This window comes from Streptomyces sp. NPDC001393 (assembly GCF_053597455.1).
In genome coordinates this window covers 293,996-316,583 of the sequence record NZ_JBSFIH010000004.1, presented here as the reverse complement: position 1 = coordinate 316,583, position 22,588 = coordinate 293,996, and the positions used below count along the sequence as shown (strand labels likewise).

22 protein-coding genes and 1 pseudogene are annotated in these 22,588 nt (G+C 71.3%); 15 read left to right on the top strand and 8 right to left on the bottom strand.

Going from position 1 to position 22,588, the window contains the following annotated elements:
* Positions 1-258: 258 nt before the first annotated feature.
* Both ACWC2T_RS08225 and ACWC2T_RS08220 read right to left on the bottom strand, forming a co-directional pair.
* Positions 259-1,365 carry an adenylate/guanylate cyclase domain-containing protein gene (locus ACWC2T_RS08225; RefSeq protein WP_450669589.1) on the bottom strand — a complete coding sequence of 369 codons (1,107 nt, stop codon included), beginning with the start codon at positions 1,363-1,365 and terminating at the stop codon, positions 259-261.
* Between the two features lie 413 nt (positions 1,366-1,778).
* On the bottom strand, positions 1,779-2,639 hold the full coding sequence (locus tag ACWC2T_RS08220) for a biotin--[acetyl-CoA-carboxylase] ligase (protein ID WP_450669588.1): 861 nt from the start codon (positions 2,637-2,639) through the stop codon (positions 1,779-1,781).
* Between the two features lie 110 nt (positions 2,640-2,749).
* Here ACWC2T_RS08220 and ACWC2T_RS08215 point away from each other — a divergent pair, with 110 nt between their 5' ends.
* From ACWC2T_RS08215 to ACWC2T_RS08200, 4 genes are all read left to right on the top strand, one after another.
* Complete coding sequence (locus ACWC2T_RS08215; RefSeq protein ID WP_450669587.1) at positions 2,750-4,351, top strand: acyl-CoA carboxylase subunit beta; 1,602 nt, start codon at positions 2,750-2,752, stop codon at positions 4,349-4,351.
* A gap of 11 nt (positions 4,352-4,362) precedes the next feature.
* Entirely contained in the window at positions 4,363-4,572 is a 210-nt protein-coding gene (locus ACWC2T_RS08210; protein WP_450669586.1) for an acyl-CoA carboxylase epsilon subunit, read from the top strand.
* A 79-nt stretch (positions 4,573-4,651) separates the two neighbouring features.
* Entirely contained in the window at positions 4,652-4,780 is a 129-nt protein-coding gene (mmpB, locus tag ACWC2T_RS08205) for a morphogenic membrane protein MmpB (RefSeq protein ID WP_450669585.1), read from the top strand.
* A gap of 34 nt (positions 4,781-4,814) precedes the next feature.
* Positions 4,815-5,432 carry a Maf family protein gene (locus ACWC2T_RS08200; RefSeq protein ID WP_450669584.1) on the top strand — a complete coding sequence of 206 codons (618 nt, stop codon included), beginning with the start codon at positions 4,815-4,817 and terminating at the stop codon, positions 5,430-5,432.
* Positions 5,433-5,496: 64 nt separating this feature from the next.
* Here the strand turns inward: ACWC2T_RS08200 and ACWC2T_RS08195 are convergent.
* Positions 5,497-5,991: pseudogene (locus ACWC2T_RS08195) on the bottom strand (hypothetical protein); the annotation flags it as partial.
* Positions 5,992-6,355: 364 nt separating this feature from the next.
* Between ACWC2T_RS08195 and ACWC2T_RS08190 the strand changes: the two are divergent.
* Complete coding sequence (locus ACWC2T_RS08190) at positions 6,356-8,128, top strand: acetyl/propionyl/methylcrotonyl-CoA carboxylase subunit alpha (protein ID WP_450669583.1); 1,773 nt, start codon at positions 6,356-6,358, stop codon at positions 8,126-8,128.
* An 84-nt stretch (positions 8,129-8,212) separates the two neighbouring features.
* On the opposite strand, the gene ACWC2T_RS08185 is transcribed toward ACWC2T_RS08190, so the two are convergent.
* Together ACWC2T_RS08185 and ACWC2T_RS08180 are read right to left on the bottom strand one after the other, a co-directional pair.
* Positions 8,213-9,139 carry a DeoR/GlpR family DNA-binding transcription regulator gene (locus tag ACWC2T_RS08185; protein WP_450669582.1) on the bottom strand — a complete coding sequence of 309 codons (927 nt, stop codon included), beginning with the start codon at positions 9,137-9,139 and terminating at the stop codon, positions 8,213-8,215.
* 166 nt (positions 9,140-9,305) lie between these two features.
* Complete coding sequence (locus ACWC2T_RS08180) at positions 9,306-10,754, bottom strand: NAD(P)H-quinone dehydrogenase (RefSeq protein WP_450669581.1); 1,449 nt, start codon at positions 10,752-10,754, stop codon at positions 9,306-9,308.
* Between the two features lie 95 nt (positions 10,755-10,849).
* Between ACWC2T_RS08180 and ACWC2T_RS08175 the strand changes: the two genes are divergently transcribed.
* From ACWC2T_RS08175 to ACWC2T_RS08150, 6 genes are all read left to right on the top strand, one after another.
* Entirely contained in the window at positions 10,850-11,287 is a 438-nt protein-coding gene (locus ACWC2T_RS08175) for a gamma-glutamylcyclotransferase (protein WP_450669580.1), read from the top strand.
* A gap of 51 nt (positions 11,288-11,338) precedes the next feature.
* Positions 11,339-11,620, top strand: a complete 282-nt coding sequence (locus ACWC2T_RS08170; protein ID WP_351209192.1) for a type II toxin-antitoxin system RelE family toxin — start codon at positions 11,339-11,341, stop codon at positions 11,618-11,620.
* A 108-nt stretch (positions 11,621-11,728) separates the two neighbouring features.
* On the top strand, positions 11,729-12,553 hold the full coding sequence (locus tag ACWC2T_RS08165; RefSeq protein ID WP_450669579.1) for a purine-nucleoside phosphorylase: 825 nt from the start codon (positions 11,729-11,731) through the stop codon (positions 12,551-12,553).
* A gap of 37 nt (positions 12,554-12,590) precedes the next feature.
* Positions 12,591-14,222 (top strand): phospho-sugar mutase, encoded by a 1,632-nt coding sequence (locus ACWC2T_RS08160; protein ID WP_450669578.1) that lies wholly within the window; start codon positions 12,591-12,593, stop codon positions 14,220-14,222.
* A gap of 496 nt (positions 14,223-14,718) precedes the next feature.
* Positions 14,719-15,267, top strand: a complete 549-nt coding sequence (locus tag ACWC2T_RS08155) for a hypothetical protein (RefSeq protein WP_450669577.1) — start codon at positions 14,719-14,721, stop codon at positions 15,265-15,267.
* 302 nt (positions 15,268-15,569) lie between these two features.
* Positions 15,570-16,073, top strand: coding sequence for a hypothetical protein (locus tag ACWC2T_RS08150; RefSeq protein ID WP_450669576.1), 504 nt, complete (start codon positions 15,570-15,572; stop codon positions 16,071-16,073).
* Here ACWC2T_RS08150 and ACWC2T_RS08145 read toward each other — a convergent pair.
* Positions 16,063-16,752, bottom strand: coding sequence for a PH domain-containing protein (locus tag ACWC2T_RS08145; protein ID WP_450669575.1), 690 nt, complete (start codon positions 16,750-16,752; stop codon positions 16,063-16,065). The genes ACWC2T_RS08150 and ACWC2T_RS08145 overlap by 11 nt on opposite strands.
* Positions 16,753-16,900: 148 nt before the next feature.
* Here ACWC2T_RS08145 and deoC point away from each other — a divergent pair, with 148 nt between their 5' ends.
* From deoC to ACWC2T_RS08130, 3 genes are read left to right on the top strand one after another with little or no spacing between them, the layout of a single operon-like run.
* On the top strand, positions 16,901-17,860 hold the full coding sequence (gene deoC / locus ACWC2T_RS08140; RefSeq protein ID WP_450669604.1) for a deoxyribose-phosphate aldolase: 960 nt from the start codon (positions 16,901-16,903) through the stop codon (positions 17,858-17,860).
* A 5-nt stretch (positions 17,861-17,865) separates the two neighbouring features.
* Positions 17,866-19,302, top strand: coding sequence for an aldehyde dehydrogenase family protein (locus ACWC2T_RS08135; protein WP_450669574.1), 1,437 nt, complete (start codon positions 17,866-17,868; stop codon positions 19,300-19,302).
* Entirely contained in the window at positions 19,295-20,191 is an 897-nt protein-coding gene (locus ACWC2T_RS08130) for an aldehyde dehydrogenase family protein (RefSeq protein WP_450669573.1), read from the top strand. The genes ACWC2T_RS08135 and ACWC2T_RS08130 overlap by 8 nt, the downstream gene beginning before the upstream one ends.
* A 283-nt stretch (positions 20,192-20,474) precedes the next feature.
* Here ACWC2T_RS08130 and ACWC2T_RS08125 read toward each other — a convergent pair whose 3' ends face one another.
* Positions 20,475-20,858, bottom strand: coding sequence for a hypothetical protein (locus tag ACWC2T_RS08125; RefSeq protein WP_450669572.1), 384 nt, complete (start codon positions 20,856-20,858; stop codon positions 20,475-20,477).
* Between the two features lie 125 nt (positions 20,859-20,983).
* On the opposite strand from ACWC2T_RS08125, the gene ACWC2T_RS08120 reads away from it, so the two are divergent.
* Positions 20,984-21,619: a uridine kinase family protein gene (locus ACWC2T_RS08120; protein WP_450669571.1), complete on the top strand. Its 636-nt coding sequence runs from the start codon at positions 20,984-20,986 to the stop codon at positions 21,617-21,619.
* A gap of 168 nt (positions 21,620-21,787) precedes the next feature.
* Here the strand turns inward: ACWC2T_RS08120 and ACWC2T_RS08115 are convergent, their stop codons facing one another.
* Entirely contained in the window at positions 21,788-22,564 is a 777-nt protein-coding gene (locus tag ACWC2T_RS08115) for a SigE family RNA polymerase sigma factor (protein ID WP_450669570.1), read from the bottom strand.
* Between the last annotated feature and the right edge of the window lie 24 nt (positions 22,565-22,588).

Here is a 22,588-nt window from a genome sequence, read left to right as displayed (position 1 = left end):
GCGAGCCTGTTCGAGCGTGGGGGAGGCTCATGAATGCCGTAGGTGCGTGCTCTGGGGGTCCCCCCGGCCGAAGGCTGGGGGAGTGCCGGGCGCTGGCCCTCGTACTGGATGTACTTGGGTCTGCGCCCGGTGCGGCGAGTGGGGGCACCTCCCACGCCCTTGAGGCAGTGGGGGAGCGTGCATGGCGTCGCGGGGCAGACGGGAGTTTGACGACAGGGCCTAGGTCAGGCCTAGGCCCAGGACCTGGTTCCTGTGTGGCTACGACTGGCCGTCGCGGCGGGCCAGCAACCAGGGCTCGACCACGCCGAGTCCACGCACCGGGCGCTGCCACATCGGCTGGAGCGCGAAGTGGTACGTCGGCGGCTCCTCGCCCTCCTTCTCGGCGGCCGCCGCGGCCTCGGCCGCCTCCGCCTCGGAGGCGGGCGCCTCGCCGGTGCGGATCAGCTCCTCGGCGAAGGCGCTGTCCACCAGCACGGCGTCGCGGGGCGCTATCGACGTCAGCCGGGAGGCCAGGTTCACCGTCGTACCGAACACATCACCCATACGGGTGGTGACCGTGCCGAACGCCATGCCGACCCGCAGCTCCGGCATGGTCTCGTCGTTCGACAGCGTCTCCACCAGCCGCAGCGCGATGTCCGCGGCGGTACCCGCGTCGTCGGCCGCGTACAGCACCTCGTCGCCGAGTGTCTTGATGAGCCGTCCGCCACGCGCGGCCACCAGGTCGGCGGCCGTGGTCTCGAACGCCTCGACCAGCTCCCCGAGCTCTTCCTCCTCCATCCGGCGGGTCAGCCGGGTGAACCCCACCAGATCGGCGAAGCCGACGGCGAGCCGCCGGTCGACCATCTCCTCGTCGTCCGCCGACTGCACGACCCGTCCGGCGGAGGCGGCGAGCTGCCGCCGCCACACGTACACCAGGAACTCCTCCAGCTCGGGCAGGAGCAGTTCGACGATCGGGTACGTCACCTCGGTGCGGGTCATCCCGGGCTCGGGCGGCTCGGTCAGGCCCTCCAGGAAGGAATCCATCTGCCACTCGGCCAAACGAGCGGTGGTCTGCCCGGTGGACCGGGCCACCTGCACCGCCATGGCCTCGCTGAGCAGCCCCGCCTCGACCAGACCGGCGAGCCGGCGCAGCGCGAGCACATCGGCCTCGGTGAGCGCCTTGGCCTGCCCGATGTCGGCGAAGCCCATGGCCCGCCAGAACCGGGACGCCAGTTCCATGGAGACACCGGCGCTGCGGGCCGCCTGGAACGGCGTGTAGCGGCGCTCGGCGCCCAGGATGAGCTGTTCGAGGCGCAGGGCCAGCGGGTCCTCGCCGGGGTCGGCGGCGTCCGCGCCCGCACCCGAGCCCGTGTCGTCGACGGTCACGCCTGCTGCCCTTCCGATCTGCCGCGGTCACGTATCGACCGGCCTCAACTCTACGGCAGGTGTGCGCCAGCTCACTCCGTTGGGTTCGGCCGGGGGTGTGCGCTCGGTACCGGGTACGTGCCGTTTGCCTCGGTGGCTGCGCTGGTCAGGTCCGGGGGGGTATCGCCATCGCAGGGTGCGGGTCCGTCGTGGCCGGTCGCGCCCACGCGGCGGAGCCGCATATCGATACGGCCCCGCGCCCCTGGGGAGGTACAGCGAGCCGCGCCATCAAGGCGCCGCCGCTGCGGGCAGTCGTGCCGCTGGGGGCGGCACGGGTGGGCGCTGCGGCACCTTTCAGCGAGCAGCGCCCCACCCCTGCCCAGCCACAGCACAGGGTGCCCACACAGCACAGGGCACCCGTCGCCGCCGTACCCCTACGCGGGACGCAAGTGCACGATGTCCCCCGCCCCCACAGGCTCCCGCACCCCCGCCTGAGTAGCGATGACGAGACGGCCGTCCCCGTCGACCGCCACCGCCTCGCCCACCACCGTCCGCTCCCCCGGCAACTCGGCCCGCACGGTGCGCCCCAGCGTGGCGCACCCGGCCGCGTACGTCTCCTGCAGCCCGCTCACCGAAGGATCACCCCCGGCCTCCCGCCACCGCCCGTACCAGTCCTCCAGCTCCCGCAGCACCGCCCGCAGCAGCGGATCGCGGTCCGTGCCCACGGCGCCCGCCAGGGCCAGCGACCCCGCCTGCGGCACCGGCAGCTCCTCGGCCCGCAGTGTGACGTTGATGCCGACGCCGATGACCACACCGTCCTCACCGGCCCGCTCGGCGAGGATGCCCCCCGCCTTGCGCTCCTCGCCGCCCACGGTCACCAGCAGGTCGTTCGGCCACTTCAGGGCCGTGTCCACGCCCGCCGCGCGGGACAGCCCGGTCGCCACGGCGACACCCGTGAGCAGCGGCAGCCAGCCCCACCGGGCCACCGGGACCTCGACCGGCCGCAGGAGCACGGAGAAGAACAGGCCCGAGCGTGGCGGTGCCGTCCACCGGCGGTCCAGCCGGCCCTTGCCCGCCGTCTGTTCCTCGGCGACCAGCACGGCTCCCTCGCCGGCCTTCCCGGCGGCGGCCCGGGCGACCAGGTCGGAGTTGGTGGAGCCGGTGCGCTGCACCACGTCCACCTCGCGGTACAGGCTCCCCTCCCGAACCAGCGCGCGCCGCAGTGCCGCGGCGTTCAGGGGCGGACGGTCCAGGTCGGACCAGCGGCTGTCATCTGATGCATTGTGCGGCGTCATGCAAGTCACCCTAGGTGTGGGAAACGCCGCACTGCCGACCCACAGGCCCAGCACTACTCTACGGATGAGTAACCGTCCCCCCTTTTGAGCAGGCAGGGAGCCGCATCCCGATGTCCGAGCCGGAAGAGCGTCACGAGATCGACATTCACACGACCGCGGGCAAGCTCGCGGATCTCCAGCGGCGCATCCACGAAGCGACGCACGCCGGCTCGGAGCGCGCCGTCGAAAAGCAGCACGCCAAGGGCAAGCTGACGGCCCGTGAGCGCGTCGAGCTCCTCCTCGACGAGGGTTCCTTCGTCGAGCTGGACGAGTTCGCCCGCCACCGGTCCACGAACTTCGGGCTGGAGAAGAACCGGCCGTACGGCGACGGTGTCGTCACCGGTTACGGCACCGTCGACGGCCGTCCCGTCGCCGTCTTCTCCCAGGACTTCACCGTCTTCGGCGGCGCCCTCGGCGAGGTCTACGGCCAGAAGATCGTCAAGGTCATGGACTTCGCGCTGAAGACCGGCTGCCCGGTCATCGGCATCAACGACTCCGGCGGCGCCCGCATCCAGGAGGGCGTGGCCTCCCTCGGCGCCTACGGCGAGATCTTCCGCCGCAACACCCACGCGAGCGGGGTCATCCCGCAGATCTCGCTGGTCGTCGGCCCCTGCGCGGGCGGCGCGGTCTACTCCCCCGCGATCACCGACTTCACGGTCATGGTCGACCAGACCTCGCACATGTTCATCACCGGGCCGGACGTCATCAAGACCGTCACCGGCGAGGACGTCGGCTTCGAGGAGCTGGGCGGCGCCCGCACCCACAACGCGGTCTCCGGTGTGGCCCACCACATGGCGGGCGACGAGAAGGACGCCATCGAGTACATCAAGCAGCTGCTGTCGTACCTGCCGTCCAACAACCTCAGCGAGGCCCCGGTCTTCCCGGAGGAGGCGGACCTCGCCGTCAGCGACGAGGACCGCGAGCTGGACACGCTCGTCCCGGACAGCGCGAACCAGCCGTACGACATCCGCACGGTGGTCGAACACGTCCTGGACGACGCCGAGTTCTTCGAGACCCAGGCGCTGTTCGCGCCGAACATCGTCACCGGCTTCGGGCGGGTCGAGGGCCACCCGGTCGGTGTCGTCGCCAACCAGCCGATGCAGTTCGCGGGCTGCCTGGACATCGACGCCTCCGAGAAGGCGGCCCGGTTCGTGCGCACCTGCGACGCCTTCAACGTCCCGGTGCTGACCTTCGTGGACGTCCCCGGCTTCCTGCCGGGCGTCGACCAGGAGCACACCGGGATCATCCGGCGCGGCGCCAAGCTGATCTACGCCTACGCCGAGGCCACGGTCCCCCTCATCACGGTCATCACCCGCAAGGCCTTCGGCGGCGCCTACGACGTCATGGGCTCCAAGCACCTGGGCGCCGACCTCAACCTGGCCTGGCCCACCGCCCAGATCGCCGTCATGGGCGCCCAGGGCGCGGTCAACATCCTGCACCGCCGCACCATCGCCGAGGCCGAGGGCTCAGGAGAGGGTGAGGCCACCCGGGCACAGCTCATCCAGGAGTACGAGGACACCCTCCTCAACCCCTACATCGCCGCCGAGCGCGGCTACATCGACGCGGTGATCATGCCGTCCGACACCCGCGCCCACATCGTCCGCGGCCTGCGTCAGCTGCGCACCAAGCGGGAATCCCTGCCTCCGAAGAAGCACGGCAACATCCCCCTGTAAAGGAGCCCGCTGTGACGATCAAAGTCGTACGGGGCAACCCGACCCCGGAGGAGCTGGCCGCCGCCCTGGCGGTGGTCCGCGCCCGCGCCGCGGCGGCAGCGGCAACGCCGTCCGGCGCGCAGAGCCCGAGGGACGCGTGGTCCGACCCGGCCCGGATCGCGGGCGCCCACCTGCCCACGCCGGGCCCGGTGTCCTGGACGCGCACGTACTGGCCGAGCTGAGCGGTTGGAGCACCATCGGGCGCCAACTTGAGTACGTCTACTCAGGCGCCCGCCACTGCCGAAGCCCCACGCTGGTGGCATGCTGTGGTCGGACCCGGAGGACGAGCCGCCGAAGGACCTGCGCGACGCGCAGGACATGCTTCGGCGGCTCGGCTTCCTCATGGCCCTGGCCATGGTCCTCGCCATGCTGGTCATCGGTCTGAGGTGAGCCGAACCGGCGCCCCCGTGACTAACCTGGCCGCATGACTGCCAAGCCACGCCGCCGCCTGATCCTCGCCTCCGCCTCCCCCGCCCGCCTGGGCCTGTTGAAGCAGGCCGGCCTCTCACCGGAGGTGATCGTGAGCGGCGTCGACGAGGACGCCCTCACCGCCCCCACCCCGGCCGAGCTGGCGCTCGCCCTGGCCGAGGCGAAGGCCTCGCTCGTGGCGGCGAAGCCGGAGGTGCAGGGCGCCCTGGTGATCGGCTGCGACTCGGTGCTGGAGCTGGACGGCCAGGCCCTCGGCAAGCCCGCCGACGCCGAGGAGGCGACCGCCCGCTGGAAGGCGATGCGCGGGCGCGCCGGGACCCTCCAGACGGGGCACTGCATCTGGGACACGCGGGCCAAGCGGTACGTGTCCGGGACCGCCTCCACGGTGGTCCACTTCGGTGAACCGACCGACGAGGAGATCGCCGCGTACGTCGCCTCGGGCGAGCCCCTCTACGTCGCCGGTGCGTTCACCCTGGACGGCCTGTCGGCGCCGTTCATCGAGCGCATCGACGGCGACCACGGCAACGTGATCGGCATCAGCCTGCCCCTGGTGCGCAAGCTGCTGGCCGAACTGGGCGTGGGGATCACGGAGTTGTGGCCGCCGGCCGAGTGACCTGGGCGGGCACGGCGTCCTGCGGCTCGTCGTCCCCGTCCTGAGGTTCGTCCGTACGGGGGGCCGGTACGGCCGCCGCATCCGGGGCCGTGGCCGGCCCGGGCTCGGCCTCGGACTTCGGGTCACCGCCCCGCCCCGCGCCGCCGGGCCCCGCCGGCTCCGGCCCGCCGTCACGGTCGTACGTCATCAGCAGCAGGACGACGAGCCCGAGCACCACCACCATGAACAGGAACGCCGTCAGGCCGACCAGGCTCAGGGCGAAGGCACCCAGCAGGCCGTGCACGACCGCCACGCTGATCAGCAGGACGCGGCCGAAGCCCGCGGGGGCGCGGTCGCGCACCGCCACCAGGACGGCCACCAGCGCGCACAGCACGAAGTAGAGGCCGAAGACGAGGCCGCCGATCTTCGAGGACGTCGACATCACGTGCGGATCGAGGCCGGCCAGGGACATCTTCTGCCGGTCGACGACCACGCCGAGGAACCAGTTCAGCGCCGCGACGAAGAACGCCTCCGCCAGGAGGACGATCGCCACCACCCATGCCACCGGTCTGCGCACCACCGGTCCCCACCCACTCTCCAGCCAGCGTTGTGTCACCCCAGGTACGTTCGAGCCGTCCCGAACGCTACTAACGGGTAAACCCCGGGACAAGGGTTCGCGCGGCAGCAAAGAATCATTGGGCCATTCGTAGGGACTCGACAAAGAAACAGAGTGGGCCGCGGCACGCTCTCACAGAGACCTTGACCACATGACGGGGCTAGGGTTTCCGGGAGGAGCCCTGCGTACCAAGGTGCGACAAGGCTTTTCGCGGGTCGAGCGAGCCTCGAATCACGCTCCGTGTGGGCAAGCTCACCATTGGGGACGGGTCGAAGTGCCGTGTCGGCAGTCCCTAAACTCGGCTTGTTTCAAGGAGGGAGCCTCAATCGTGCGCAAGGTGCTCATCGCCAACCGTGGCGAAATCGCTGTCCGCGTGGCCCGGGCCTGCCGGGACGCCGGGATCGCGAGCGTGGCCGTCTACGCCGACCCGGACCGGGACGCTCTGCATGTCCGCGCCGCGGATGAGGCGTTCGCCCTGGGCGGTGACACACCGGCCACCAGCTACCTGGACATCGAGAAGGTGCTGAACGCCGCGCGCGAGTCCGGCGCGGACGCCATCCATCCGGGCTACGGCTTCCTGTCGGAGAACGCCGACTTCGCCCAGGCCGTACTCGACGCCGGCCTGATCTGGATCGGCCCGCCCCCGCAGGCCATCCGCGACCTCGGCGACAAGGTCGCCGCCCGCCACATCGCCCAGCGCGCCGGCGCCCCCCTGGTGGCCGGCACCCCCGACCCCGTCTCCGGCGCGGAGGAGGTCGTGGCCTTCGCCGAGCAGCACGGCCTGCCCATCGCGATCAAGGCCGCCTTCGGTGGCGGCGGCCGCGGCCTGAAGGTCGCCCGGACCCTGGAAGAGGTCCCCGAGCTGTACGAGTCGGCCGTCCGTGAGGCGGTCGCCGCCTTCGGCCGGGGCGAGTGCTTCGTCGAGCGCTACCTGGACCGCCCCCGGCACGTGGAGACCCAGTGCCTGGCCGACAAGCACGGCAACGTGGTCGTCGTCTCCACCCGTGACTGCTCGCTGCAGCGCCGCCACCAGAAGCTGGTCGAGGAGGCCCCGGCGCCCTTCCTCTCGGACGAGCAGGTCGCCGAGCTGTACCGCGCCTCCAAGGCCATCCTGAAGGAGGCCGGCTACGAGGGCGCCGGCACCTGCGAGTTCCTGGTCGGCCAGGACGGCACGATCTCCTTCCTGGAGGTCAACACCCGCCTCCAGGTCGAGCACCCGGTGACCGAGGAGGTCGCCGGCATCGACCTGGTGCGCGAGATGTTCCGCATCGCCGACGGCGAGGAACTCGGCTACGACGACCCGGAGCTGCGGGGCCATTCCTTCGAGTTCCGCATCAACGGCGAGGACCCGGGCCGCAACTTCCTCCCGGCCCCCGGCACGGTCACCCGGTTCGACGCGCCCTCCGGCCCCGGTGTCCGCCTCGACGCCGGCGTGGAGTCCGGCAGCGTGATCGGCCCGGCCTGGGACTCCCTGCTGGCCAAGCTGATCGTGACCGGCCGTACCCGCAAGGAAGCCCTGCAGCGGGCCGCGCGCGCCCTGGACGAGTTCCAGGTCGAGGGCATGGCCACGGCGATCCCCTTCCACCGCACGGTGGTCAAGGACCCGGCGTTCGCCCCCGAACTCACCGGCAGCGAAGCCCCGTTCACGGTCCACACCCGCTGGATCGAGACCGAGTTCGTCAACGAGATCAAGCCCTTCGCCGCCCCCGCCGAGACCGAGGCGGAGGAGGAGTCGGGCCGCGAGACGGTCGTCGTCGAGGTCGGCGGCAAGCGCCTGGAGGTCTCCCTCCCGTCCTCCCTGGGCATGTCCCTGGCCCGCACCGGCCTCGCGGCGGGCGCCAAGCCCAAGCGTCGCGCGGCCAAGAAGTCCGGCCCCGTCGCCTCCGGCGACACCCTCGCCTCCCCGATGCAGGGCACGATCGTCAAGGTCGCGGTCGAGGAGGGCCAGGAGGTCAAGGAGGGCGACCTGGTCGTCGTCCTGGAGGCCATGAAGATGGAACAGCCCCTCAACGCCCACAAGGCGGGCACCATCAAGGGCCTGAGCGCGGAGGTCGGCGCGTCCGTCACCTCCGGCGCGGCGATCTGCGAGATCAAGGACTGAGCGGTCAGGGACTGACGGCACGCCTCACAGCGACGCCCGGTGGATCAACTTCGGTTGGTCTGCCGGGCGTTCCGCTGTCAGCCCTCAACGCCGCCGCAGATCGGCGACCCGCCCCCTCTCGGCCCCCGTGGGCTCCAACCCCGCCCCCGAGCGAAGCCCCATCCCCCTGCGAGGCCCCGGCAGGGAAGCGCGCCGCGCCGGGGCCTGCTCACCCCCCGGAGGGGCTCCGTTCGCCCCGGACACGGCGATCTGCACCCCTTGGTCGGCAAGGGCCTGCAACTCCGTGGCGGCGCGGTCGTCGTGGGCGGGCGGCTCGTCGGTGACCAGGCGGGTGATGAGATCCGTCGGCACGGTCTGGAACATCGTGTCCGTGCCCAGCTTGGTGTGGTCCGCGAGGACCACGACCTCCGCGGCGGCCTGGACGAGGGCCCGGTCGACGGACGCCGAGAGCATGTTGGAGGTGGACAGACCGCGTTCGGCGGTGAGCCCGCTCCCGGAGAGGAAGGCCTTGGACACCCTCAGCCCCTGGAGGGACTGTTCGGCTCCGGAGCCGACGAGGGCGTAGTTGGAGCCGCGCAGGGTGCCGCCGGTCATCACGACCTCCACCCGGTTGGCGTGGGCCAACGCCTGTGCGACCAGCAGGGAGTTGGTGACGACTGTCAGGCCGGGCACCCGCGCGAGCCGGCGGGCCAGCTCCTGCGTGGTCGTACCGGCCCCGACCACGATGGCCTCGCCCTCTTCGACGAGGCCGGCCGCGAGGTCGGCGATGGCCGTCTTCTCGGCGGTCGCGAGATGCGACTTCTGCGGGAAGCCGGACTCCCGGGTGAACCCGCCCGGCAGTACCGCACCGCCGTGCCGGCGGTCGAGGAGTCCTTCTGCCTCCAGTGCCCGCACGTCCCGCCGTACGGTCACTTCGGAGGTCTGGACGACGCGGGCGAGTTCACGGAGCGACACGGCACCGTTCGCTCGCACCATTTCGAGGATCAATTGGCGACGTTCAGCAGCGAACACGAAACTGACAGTAACCCCAGCGACCGTCTGGTTTCAGCAGTTTGCGCCGAATAACAGAAGTTGTTCGCACGGCACGTCGGGAAGTGGTATAGGACCTAGTCGCCCCGACTATGCCGTACGCACACGCGGCAACTCCCCGTGACCAGCGGGAAGTCGGATCCGGCCGTCAGGCCTCCGCGCCGGCCTTGCGGGTGTGCAGCTGCCGGGCCACCTCCGCGATCGACCCCGAAAGGGAGGGGTACACCGTGAACGCGTTCGCGATCTGTTCGACCGTCAGATTGTTGTCGACGGCGATCGAGATGGGGTGGATCAGTTCCGAGGCGCGCGGCGCCACGACCACACCGCCGACGACGATGCCCGTGCCCGGCCGGCAGAAGATCTTCACGAAGCCGTCCCGGATGCCCTGCATCTTCGCGCGCGGGTTGCGCAGCAGGGGGAGCTTGACGACCCTCGCGTCGATCTTGCCCGCGTCCACGTCCGCCTGCGTGTAGCCGACGGTCGCGATCTCGGGGTCGGTGAAGACGTTCGAGGAGACGGTCTTCAGGTTCAGCGGGGCCACCGCGTCGCCGAGGAAGTGGTACATGGCGATACGTCCCTGCATGGCGGCGACGGAGGCCAGGGCGAAGACCCCGGTCACGTCCCCGGCCGCGTACACGCCGGGAGCGGTCGTCCTGGACACCTTGTCGGTCCAGATGTGCCCGGAGTCGCGCAGCTTGACGCCCGCCTCCTCCAGGCCCAGCCCGGCGCTGTTCGGGATGGCGCCGACGGCCATCAGGCAGTGCGTGCCGCTGATGACGCGCCCGTCGGCCAGCGTCACCTCCACCCGGTCCCCGACCCGCTTGGCGGAGGCGGCGCGGGAGCGGGCCATGACGTTCATGCCACGGCGCCGGAAGACGTCCTCCAGCACGGCGGCGGCGTCGGGGTCCTCACCGGGCAGCACCCGGTCCCGGGAGGAGACGAGCGTGACCTTCGACCCCAGGGCCTGGTAGGCGCCGGCGAACTCGGCACCGGTGACACCCGACCCGACCACGATGAGCTCTTCCGGCAGCTCGGTGAGGTCGTAGACCTGGGTCCAGTTCAGGATGCGCTCGCCGTCGGGCTGGGCGTCGGGGAGCTCGCGCGGGTGACCGCCGGTGGCGATGAGGACGGCGTCGGCGGTGAGGGTCTCCTCGGTGCCGTCGGCGGCGGTGACGACGACCTTGCGGGACCCGTCGAGGGCCTGCATGCCCTCCAGCCGGCCGCGGCCGCGCATGACCCGGGCGCCGGCGCGGGTGACGGAGGCGGTGATGTCGTGGGACTGGGCGAGGGCCAGCCGCTTCACCCGGCGGTTGACCTTCCCGAGGTCCACCCCGACGACCCGGGCCGCCTGCTCCAGCGGCGGGGTGTCGTCGGCGACGATGATGCCGAGCTCTTCGTACGACGAATCGAAGGTGGTCATCACCTCTGCCGTAGCGATGAGCGTCTTCGACGGCACGCAGTCGGTCAGCACCGACGCTCCGCCCAGACCGTCGCAGTCGACGACGGTCACCTCCGCACCGAGCTGGGCGGCCACCAGGGCCGCTTCGTATCCGCCGGGTCCGCCACCGATGATCACGATCCGAGTCACGTACCCCATTGTCCCGCACGCCTCAAGGTGCTACTGCCCGGGGGCGCACGCCAGTGTCGTACGGGGCGCGAGTGACGGGACTTTCCCTGCCGTACGCTCTCCCCATGTCGCTCTATGCCGCGTACGCCGGGAACCTCGACGCGCGCCTGATGTCCTTCCGCGCCCCGCACTCCCCGCTGCGCGCCACGGGCTGGCTGAACGGCTGGCGGCTGACGTTCGGCGGCGAGCAGCTGGACTCGGAGGGCGCGCTGGCGACGATCGTCGAGGACCCGCTGGCACAGGTCTTCGTCGGCCTGTACGACATCGCACCCCTGGACGAGGAGTCCCTCGACCGGTGGGAGGGCGTGGGCGACGGCCTCTACCGCCGGATGCGCGTGCGCGTGCACACCCTGGACGGCGAGGAGACGGCGTGGACGTACGTCCTCAACGGCTACGAGGGCGGCCTGCCCTCGGCACGCTACCTGGGCGAGATCGCGGACGCGGCGGAGTCGGCGGGAGCGCCCCACGATTACGTGATGGAGCTGCGGAAACGCCCCTGCTGAGCGGGTGCCGACCCTAAAATCGGAAGCACCGACGCACCAACGGGAGAGCGCATGGCCCCCACGACCACCTACGACGTCTACTACACGGTCCAGGCCGCGGCGGCCCGCGACCGCCTCGACGACCGGCAGCGAAACGCGTTCGACAAGGGCATCGCCATGCTGGCCCGCGACCCCTTCCTGCCGGTGTCCCGGCCCATAGGGTCCACGGGCGACGACCGTACGATCCGGCTCACCCAGAACATCCTGGTGGAGTACACCGTGAGCCGCGGACGCCTGCTGATCTTCATCGTCGAGGTCTTCAACGACAAGGACATCCTCATCACCGAGGAGTGACGGCCAGGCCCGCGGGGTGACCCTCGTCGGAAACGACAAGACAACGATCCCCATCCCGTGAGGTCTGTCATCTACGCGCGTAGGCGAAGACCGGCTACCCTCGACCACGTGAACGCATCTCTTCTTCCGGACGACATCCAGGGCGACCCGTACGCCGCCGCCGACGCCGCCGCCGCGCGCCTGCGCGAACTCACCGGCGCCGAGACCCACGACGTCGCCCTCGTGATGGGCTCCGGCTGGGCTCCGGCCGTCGACGCCCTGGGCGCACCCGACGCCGAGTTCCAGGTCACCGAGCTGCCCGGCTTCCCGCCGCCGGCCGTCGAGGGGCACGGCGGCAAGATCCGCTCGTACTCCTTCGGTGACAAGCGCGCCCTGGTCTTCCTGGGCCGCACGCACTACTACGAGGGCCGTGGCGTCGCCGCCGTCGCCCACGGCGTCCGCACGGCCGTCGCCGCCGGCTGCAAGACGGTGGTCCTGACCAACGGCTGCGGCGGCCTGCGCGAGGGCATGCGCCCCGGCCAGCCGGTCCTGATCAGCGACCACATCAACCTGACGGCGACCTCCCCGATCGTCGGCGCCAACTTCGTCGACCTGACGGACCTCTACTCCCCCCGCCTGCGCGCCCTGTGCAAGGAGATCGACCCCACGCTGGAGGAGGGCGTCTACGCGCAGTTCCCCGGCCCGCACTACGAGACCCCGGCCGAGATCCGCATGGCCCGCGTGATCGGCGCGGACCTCGTCGGCATGTCCACGGTCCTGGAGGCCATCGCCGCCCGCGAGGCGGGCGCCGAGGTGCTGGGCATCTCCCTCGTCACCAACCTGGCGGCGGGCATGACCGGCGAGCCGCTGAACCACGAGGAGGTCCTCCAGGCGGGCCGCGACTCGGCAGCGCGGATGGGCGAGCTGCTGGGCCAGGTGCTGGGGAAGCTGTAAGCACCGTCGAGCGAGACTAGGAGAGGTTGATCCCAAGGTGCACGACGATCTCATCGCCCGGGCCAAGGCATGGCTCGCCGAGGACCCCGACGCGGAGACCCGTGACGAACTCGCCGAGCTGATCGACGCCGGCGACGCGTTGGAACTGTCGGCCCGCTTCAGCGGCACGCTCCAGTTCGGCACCGCCGGCCTGCGGGGCGAACTCGGCGCCGGCCCGATGCGCATGAACCGCAGCGTCGTCATCAGGGCGGCCGCCGGCCTCGCCGCCTACCTGAAGAAGAACGGCCAGACCGGCGGAGTCGTCGTCATCGGCTACGACGCCCGCCACAAGTCCGCCGACTTCGCCCGCGACACCGCCGCCGTGATGACCGGCGCCGGCCTGCGCGCCGCCGTACTCCCCCGCCCGCTGCCCACCCCGGTCCTGGCGTTCGCCATACGGCATCTCGGCGCGGTCGCGGGCGTCGAGGTCACCGCCAGCCACAACCCGCCCCGGGACAACGGCTACAAGGTCTACCTCGGCGACGGCTCCCAGATCGTGCCGCCCGCCGACGCGGAGATCGCCGCCGAGATCGACGGGATCGCCTCCCTGAACGACGTACCGCGCCCGGACTCCGGCTGGGAGACCCTGGACGACGCGGTGCTGGACGCCTATCTGGCCCGTACCGACGCCGTACTGGCCGGGGGCTCCCCCCGCACCGCCCGCACGGTCTACACGGCGATGCACGGCGTCGGCAAGGACGTCCTGCTGGCCGCCTTCGCCCGGGCCGGCTTCCCGGAGCCGGTGCTGGTCGCCGAGCAGGCCGAGCCCGACCCGGACTTCCCGACGGTCGCCTTCCCGAACCCGGAGGAGCCGGGCGCGATGGACCTGGCGTTCGCCCAGGCCCGTACGACCGGCCCGGACCTGGTCATCGCCAACGACCCCGACGCCGACCGCTGCGCGGTGGCCGTCGAGGACGGCGGCGACTGGCGGATGCTGCGCGGCGACGAGGTGGGCGCGCTGCTCGCCGCGCACCTGGTCCGCCGGGGCGCGTCCGGTGTGTTCGCGGAGTCGATCGTCTCCTCCTCCCTCCTGGGCCGCATCGCCGAGAAGGCGGACCTCCCCTACGAGGAGACGCTGACCGGCTTCAAGTGGATCGCCCGCGTGGACGGCCTGCGCTACGGCTACGAGGAGGCCCTGGGCTACTGCGTGGACCCCGAGGGCGTGCGCGACAAGGACGGCATCACCGCCGCGCTGCTGATCACCGAGCTGGCGTCCGTGCTGAAGGAGGAGGGCCGTACCCTCCTCGACCTCCTCGACGACCTCGCCGTGGAGCACGGCCTGCACGCCACCGACCAGCTGTCGGTCCGCGTCCAGGACCTCTCCCTGATCGCCGACGCGATGCGCCGCCTGCGCGAGCAGCCGCCGACCGAGCTGGCGGGCCTGGCCGTCGTCCGTGCCGAGGACCTCAGCCGGGGCACGGAGAAGCTGCCGCCCACGGACGGCCTGCGCTACACGCTCGACGGCGCCCGCGTGATCGTCCGCCCGAGCGGCACCGAGCCGAAGCTGAAGTGCTACCTGGAGGTCGTCGTACCGGTCACGGACCACGCGGCGCTTCCGGCGGCCCGCGCCCGCGCGACGGAACTGCTCACCACGATCAAGCGGGATCTGTCGGCGGCCGCCGGCATCTGATCCGTACGACATCAATCCGTACGACGTCGACGACATCGATACGACACCGATGGGGTGCCCCCAGCCCGGGGGCACCCCATTTCGCCGTTCCGGGCCTGCCGGTCTCCCCAACTCACCGCAATGGAACGGCACTTCACCCTCGTACCGCGGTCGCACCCCGCGCAGCCGACGGCACCGGCGCAGCGCGCGCCCTAACACGACTCGCCTCTGCCGCCCGGAGCGACACGCTGCCGCCCGCGCGACACGCTGCGACACGACGGAGGTGAGCATGTGTCAGAAGATACTTCAAAAGGGTTAATAGTCGGTCAATCTTCTTTTTTGCTTGGAGACTTGACGGGTCGTCGACGCCTCCGAGGGTCGGCTCACGGCACCGAAAATACCCCTATCGGCCCTCAATCCCTGTCTTCCTATATGACCAATATGACTGGTCTGTGTACTTTTACTCCAAGCCGGCTGACGGGCCGGTATCTCTGAAACCGGAGACAGGAGAAGCGTCATGAAGCTCCCCCGTTCCACCGTGGTCACAGCTGGTGTCGCGGCCGCCTCCGCCCTGGCCGCGACCGGCATCACCTACGCCTCGGCGGCCTCCGCCCCGGCACTCCAGTCCGCCCCGGCCGCCGCTCCCGCCGCGGCACCTTTCGCCGGCGACAACGGGCAGGGCAAGGGCAACGAGGGCGGCGAGCGCCGCGAGGGCGAGCGTCGCGAGGGCGACTGGGGCCGCATCGACATCAACGAGCGCTCGTACTCCGCCCACCCGGGCGACTGCGTCACCGTGGTCAGCGGCCTGGGCGCGAAGACCCTGAACATCCGCAACGACAGCCACAAGACCGTGGAGGTCTTCCGTGGGGTGGTCTGCGACAACGGCGCACCCGTCGCCACCGTCGGACCGCACAGCTCCGCGGAAGGCGTGCGCGTGGGGAAGGTCGAGGGCGTCCACATCAAGGACGCCGTGGTGGCCAGCTTCCGCGTGATCCACCGCGACTGGGACGGCGGAGACTGGGAGGGCGGACACTGGGACGGCGGGAACTGGGGCGGCGGGAAGTAGCCCGGAGCCCGCTGCGCGAGGGGTGCTCCGGCCCGCCGGAATCGGGCCGGAGCACCAGCCCCGACCATTGTCCGACGGCCCACGCGCGGTGCGCATCCCGCCGGAACCGGACCCGAGGCGCCGCACGCCGGGTGTCCGGTCGGCCGTGCTGTCCCGCACCGGCCGTGGCGCCGGTGCTGTCCGCCCGGACGCCCCTGCGCCGGTGCCCGTCCCGGCACCAGGGCCGTCGGCTTCCTTCCCCTCGCCTCCCCACCCCGAACGGGTGAAGGGGCGTTCGTATTCGACACTGCGGGGTGAGTGAGATGAGTGTGGCCCTGGTGGAGGACATCAGCGACGACACCTACGTCCTGGACCTCCTCACCATCACGCTGACCCCCGCCCTGCCGTGGCTCGGGCACCAGGTCCGCTGCGAGATGGACGGTCACCTCAAGGAGCCCGTCGACCTGACCAGGGTCACCTGCAGTGTGATCATGAAGTTCGGTCCGGTGAAGATGCTGGACAGGTGCTACCGGCTGCCCGACCTGCTGGCGCGCATGGGCGCGCGGCTGCCGGCCGACACCAGGCCCGCCGCCGGGCCGTGGAAGCAGGAGTGGATCCTGCGGCTGCCCGATGCGGTGCCGGTGGCCGAGCACCGGATCCGCCTGCGCGCGCGGACGGGGACCGGCAAGAACTTCTTCGCGCTGGACATCCCCATGAACTTCAACCGCAGGTTTCATCCGTCGAGGGCGAACGGCGGCGGAGGCTCACGCATGTTCCACAGCCCGCGCTGCCGCGTGCCGCGCCCCCCGGAGAACCTCAGCCCGTAGCGACCAGGATCAGCAGCAGCACCGCACCCGCCAGCGCGGGCGCGATCACCTCGTACGCCCAGCGCACGGTGACCTCACCCTGCGCGGTCTCCGCCGCGCCGCGCCGTTCCAGCAGTTCCCGCAGGTCGTCCATGACCTGGTCGGTCTCCGCGCGGGTCGGTCCGGCCGGGATGTCCGCGCCGCCGGCGCCGCCGAAGCCGCCGAAGCCGAAGCCGCGGCGCGCCGGAGCCCCGCCGCGCGCCGTGTCCGCCGCCGCCCGCGACCTGCGCAGCTCCGCCCTCTTGCGGGCGCGCAGCGACACGGGGACCGACCACAGCTGGTACTTGCCGCCGGACTTCACGACGACCTCGTTGGAGTAGCCGGAGCGCAGCGCGGCCACCTCGCCCCAGGGCAGGCTGATCACCCGGAACGGGTTGCGCACCCGCAGCCGGTCCTCGCCCGCGAAGACCGCCGGGCGGAGCGAGAAGGCGATCACCAGCGGCACGATCAGGATCATCGCGGCGAGCGCCAGCCACGGCGTACGGCCATGGCCCTTGAACAGCGCGTCGAAGCCGAGCCAGCCGACGACGGCGAGCAGCAGCACGCCGCCCACGAGCGCCATGGGCGAGCGGTAGACCCGGTCCTTGATGGTGGGGACCGGGGGCTGTGACGCGGGTGACTGGTGGTCGGGGGTGGTCATGGGCCCAGTCTGCATGACACCGGCGGCGGTGCCCCCACGCGGCCCGGGAATCCGGCGCTCATCCGTGATCTTCGGGCGGGAAATGAGCACTCCGAGCCACTCGGGGCTGTACAGCCGCTACGCGCGTAGATATGCTCGTCTGGTGACCATGCCCACTACCGCACCCACAGCTCACGCTCTCTCGGACGTCACCGCGTCCGACAGCACGCTGCGCCGCTTCCTGCACGGGCTGCCCGGCGTCGACGCGGTCGGCCTGGAGGCGCGCGCCGCCTCTCTCGGCACCCGTTCCATCAAGACCACCGCGAAGGCGTACGCCATCGACCTCGCCATCTCGATGGTCGACCTGACGACGCTGGAAGGCGCGGACACCCCGGGCAAGGTCCGGGCGCTCGGCGCCAAGGCGGTCCACCCCGACCCCACGGACCGTACGACCCCGACGACCGCCGCGGTCTGCGTCTACCCCGACATGGTGGCCGTCGCCAAGGAGGCCGTCGCCGGCTCCGGCGTGAAGGTCGCCTCCGTCGCCACCGCCTTCCCGGCCGGCCGCGCCGCGCTCGACGTGAAGCTCGCCGACGTCCGCGACGCGGTCGCCGCGGGCGCCGACGAGATCGACATGGTCATCGACCGGGGCGCGTTCCTCGCGGGCAAGTACCTGAAGGTGTACGACGAGATCGTCGCCGTGAAGGAGGCCTGCGGCGAGGCCGCCCGGCTGAAGGTCATCTTCGAGACCGGCGAGCTGTCGACGTACGACAACATCCGCCGCGCCTCCTGGCTCGGCATGCTGGCCGGCGCCGATTTCATCAAGACCTCGACCGGCAAGGTGGCGGTGAACGCGACCCCCGCCAACACCCTCCTCATGCTGGAGGCCGTACGGGACTTCCGCGCCCAGACCGGCGTCCAGGTCGGCGTGAAGCCGGCCGGCGGCATCCGCACCTCCAAGGACGCCGTCAAGTTCCTGGTCCTGGTCAACGAGACCGCGGGCGAGGACTGGCTGGACAACCACTGGTTCCGCTTCGGCGCCTCCTCGCTGCTGAACGATCTGCTGATGCAGCGTCAGAAGCTGGCCACCGGCCGCTACTCCGGCCCCGACTACGTGACGGTGGACTGATCCCCATGGCATCCGCATTCGAGTACGCCCCCGCGCCCGAGTCCCGCTCGGTCGTCGACATCGCCCCCTCGTACGGCCTGTTCATCGACGGCGAGTTCGTGGACGCGGCCGACGGCAAGGTCTTCAAGACCGTCTCGCCGTCGACGGAGGAGGTCCTCTCCGAGGTCGCCCAGGCCGGCGCCGAGGACGTCGACCGTGCCGTCAGGGCCGCCCGCAAGGCGTTCGAGAAGTGGTCGGCGCTGCCCGGTTCCGAGCGCGCCAAGTACCTGTTCCGCATCGCCCGGATCATCCAGGAGCGCAGCCGCGAGCTGGCCGTCCTGGAGACGCTGGACAACGGCAAGCCGATCAAGGAGACGAGGGACGCCGACCTCCCCCTGGTGGCGGCCCACTTCTTCTACTACGCGGGCTGGGCCGACAAGCTCGACCACGCCGGCTTCGGCGCGAACCCGCGCCCGCTCGGCGTGGCCGGCCAGGTCATCCCCTGGAACTTCCCCCTCCTCATGCTGGCGTGGAAGATCGCCCCGGCGCTCGCGACCGGCAACACGGTCGTACTGAAGCCGGCGGAGACCACCCCCCTGTCGGCCCTGTTCTTCGCGGACATCTGCCGCCAGGCGGGCCTGCCCAAGGGTGTCGTCAACATCCTCCCGGGCTACGGTGACACGGGCGCCGCGCTCGTCGCGCACCCGGACGTCAACAAGGTGGCCTTCACCGGTTCCACGGCCGTCGGCAAGGAGATCGCCCGCACCGTCGCGGGCACGCGGAAGAAGCTCACCCTCGAACTGGGCGGCAAGGGCGCCAACATCGTCTTCGACGACGCGCCGATCGACCAGGCCGTCGAGGGCATCGTCACCGGCATCTTCTTCAACCAGGGCCAGGTCTGCTGCGCGGGCAGCCGTCTGCTGGTGCAGGAGTCGATCCAGGACGAGCTGCTGGACTCCCTCAAGCGCCGCCTGTCCACGCTCCGCCTCGGCGACCCGCTGGACAAGAACACCGACATCGGTGCGATCAACTCCGCCGAGCAGCTGGCCCGGATCACCGCGCTGGCCGAGCGGGGCGAGGCGGAGGGCGCCGAGCGCTGGTCGCCGGCCTGCGAACTGCCGACCTCCGGCTACTGGTTCGCCCCGACGCTCTTCACCAACGTCACCCAGGCGCACACCATCGCCCGCGACGAGATCTTCGGCCCGGTGCTGTCGGTCCTCACCTTCCGCACCCCGGACGAGGCGGTCGCCAAGGCGAACAACACGCAGTACGGCCTGTCGGCAGGCATCTGGACCGAGAAGGGCTCCCGCATCCTGGCGGTCGCGAACAAGCTCCGCGCGGGCGTGATCTGGTCCAACACGTTCAACAAGTTCGACCCGACCTCGCCGTTCGGCGGTTACAAGGAGTCGGGCTTCGGCCGCGAGGGCGGCCGCCACGGCCTGGAGGCATACCTCGATGTCTGACCGCACCAACGAGCGTCTGAGCGTCTTCAAGACCTACAAGCTGTACGTCGGCGGGAAGTTCCCGCGTTCCGAGAGCGGCCGGGTGTACGAGGTGACGGACTCTAAGGGGAACTGGCTGGCCAACGCACCGCAGTCGAGCCGTAAGGACGCCCGGGACGCGGTCGTGGCCGCGCGCAAGGCGTTCGGCGGCTGGTCCGGTGCGACGGCGTACAACCGCGGTCAGGTGCTCTACCGCGTCGCGGAGATGCTGGAGGGCCGCCGCGAGCAGTTCGTGCGCGAGGTGGCCGACGCGGAGGGCCTGTCGAAGTCGAAGGCGGCCGCGGTGGTGGACGCGGCCGTCGACCGCTGGGTCTGGTACGCCGGCTGGACGGACAAGATCTCCCAGGTGATCGGCGGGGCGAACCCGGTCGCGGGGCCGTTCTTCAACCTCTCCTCGCCGGAGCCGACGGGCGTGGTGGCCGTCGTGGCCCCGCAGGAGTCGTCGTTCCTGGGCCTGGTCTCGGTGCTCGCGCCGGTCATCGCCACCGGCAACACGGCGGTCGTGGTCGCGAGCGAGAAGTCCCCCCTTCCGGCCCTCTCCCTCGCCGAGGTGCTGGCCACCTCCGACGTGCCGGGCGGTGTGGTGAACATCCTCTCCGGCCGTACGGCGGAGCTCGCGGCGCCGCTGGCCGCGCACCAGGACGTCAACGCGATCGACCTCGTGGGCGCGGACGAGGAGTTGGCGAAGGAGCTGGAGATCGCGGCGGCGGACAACCTGAAGCGGGTGCTCCGCCCACAGGCTGTGGATTACTCCGAGACGCCGGGCACCGACCGCATGACGGCGTTCCTGGAGACCAAGACGGTCTGGCACCCGACGGGTTCGCTGGGCGCGTCGGGCTCGTCGTACTGACCGCCCACCACAGACCGGAGAGCCGCGCCTCCCCTCCGTCCGGGGGAGGCGCGGCTCTTCGCTCAGCGCGATCAGCCAAGCGCAGTCCGTGTCGCCCCCCCCCTGACGACTGAATTGCTCACACGATGCACCATCTGCCGGTCACGGACACGTGGCCGCGCTGCTTGTCTCGCCCCAGGTGCCTGGTCACCCGCCCCCGCCGCACCGCCTGAATCTCGGCGAAACACACACGAGAGCCGCGCCTCCCCTCCGTCCAGGGGCGGCGCGGCTCTCTCCTCTGCCCTCAGCCCCCGGCCCCGGTCAGGCCGCCGAACACTCCGCCGAGTCCTTCCGCGATCGGCACCGCACCGACCGGGCCCATCCGGGCGACCGGTCCGGTCAGGCCGCCGAGGTCACCGTCGTCCCCCGGCGCGAGGCGGGTGTGGGCGACGGGGGTGTACTGGAGGGCCTGGACGGGGATGGCGGCGTAGTCGGTCAGCCCCGGCACCTGGGCGGCGGCCTGCGGGGCCGTCATCCCCGGCGAGGCCGGCCGCAGGGGCACGTCCGGGACGCGAGCGGCGTCCGCCGATGCCGTCGCCACGCCCGCGCCCAGCGCCGCGGAGGCGGTCGCGAGGACGATCAGGGCGCGCCGCGCGGTGTGGCGGCGGAGGGACGTGTGTCGTGTCATGCGGGGTCACCTTCTGATACTCAGGGTGAAGCGGTCGACACGAAGGGTAGTTGAGGCGGGAGTCACGCTCAAAAGCCGACCCGCGGGGTCGGCAGGGGCGCCGTCATGCGTCAAACTGGTGTTCCGTGAGCATTCATCCCCCGTCCCCCGCCCGTGTCGTGCTGCTGTGCGGCCCCTCGGGTTCGGGCAAGTCCCTCGTCGCCGCCCGTTCCGGGCTCCCCGTCCTGCGTCTGGACGACTTCTACAAGGAGGGCGACGACCCGACTCTGCCCCTGGTGCAGGGGAGTTCGGACATCGACTGGGACCACCCGGACTCATGGGACGCCGAGGTCGCGGTCGAGGCCATCACCCGGCTGTGCGCGACGGGCTCGACGCCGGTGCCGGTGTACGACATCGCGCTGAGCGCCCGTACCGGCGCGGAGACGCTGAGCATCGGCCGTACCCCGCTGTTCATCGCGGAGGGCGTCTTCGCCGCAGAACTCGTGGAGCGCTGCCGGGAACTGGGCGTGCTCGCGGACGCGCTGTGCCTGAGCCGCGGACCGGTCACCACCTTCCGCCGGCGCTTCCTGCGGGATCTGAAGGAGGGCCGCAAGTCGGTGCCGTTCCTGCTGCGCCGCGGCTGGCGGCTGATGCGCGCGGAACGCTCGATCGTCGCCCGCCAGGTGTCGCTGGGCGCGTATCCGTGCGACCGCGACGAGGCGCTGGGGCGGCTCGCGGCAGCGGCGGCGGGGCGGCAGCCCCGTCAGCGGACGGTGGCGTGACCGCCGTACGGAAACCGGACAGGGACGGGGAGCGGAAACAGAAAAACGGGACTGGACAGGCCCCCCGACCCTCCAGTCCCGCTTCTCCTGCTCCCCCGTTCCCTTCCCCCGTTTCCCCCGTGTCCCCCGTTTCCCCCGTCGGGGTCACCCCCCAGTGACCCCGGACCTTCAGGCGACCAGTTCGCCGAAGGCGTTCTCCTCGTCACGGCCGAAGCTGAGGACCTCGTCCTCGCGCAGCCGGCGCAGCGAGCGCCAGATGCTGGACTTCACCGTGCCGACACTGATGTCGAGGATCTCCGCGATCTCCGGGTCCGTGCGGCCCTCGTAGTAGCGCAGGACCAGCATGGTGCGCTGGAGCTCGGGCAGCCGGGCCAGCGCCTGCCACAGGACCGCGCGCAGCTCAGTGCCGCGCATCGCGTCCGTGTCGGAGGGCGTCTCCGGCAGTTCCTCGGTCGGGTACTCGTTGAGCTTGCGGCGCCGCCAGGCGCTGATGTGCAGGTTGGTCATGGTGCGGCGGAGGTATCCGCCGACCGCGGCCTTGTCGCTGATCCGCTCCCACGCCCGGTACGTCGAGAACAGCGCGCTCTGCAGCAGGTCCTCGGCCTCGAAGCGGTCGCCGGTCAGGTGGTAGGCGGTGGCGTACAGGGAGGCGCGGCGCTCCTGGACGTAGGCGGTGAACTCCGCCTCCGTCAGGGAGCGGCGCTGCTCCCCCGAGTCCTCCCTGTACGCGGATCCCCCGTGCGTGTCCCCCGTGTGTGCGTCGACCACCGTCATGTAGGTGGTGTGCTGACGCCCGGTGCCGCGAGCGCACCCCCGCCCTCCCCCACGCTCGAATGCGCTCGCGCGGGAGGTGCCCCCATCCGCACCGGACTTCTCGGATCCCCGGTTCACGTCGTGCAGACGCGTGACCACTGCGCTGGTGCTGATGCTGTGCAGCGTGTTCATCTCGCGCTCCCCGTCGTGGACTTC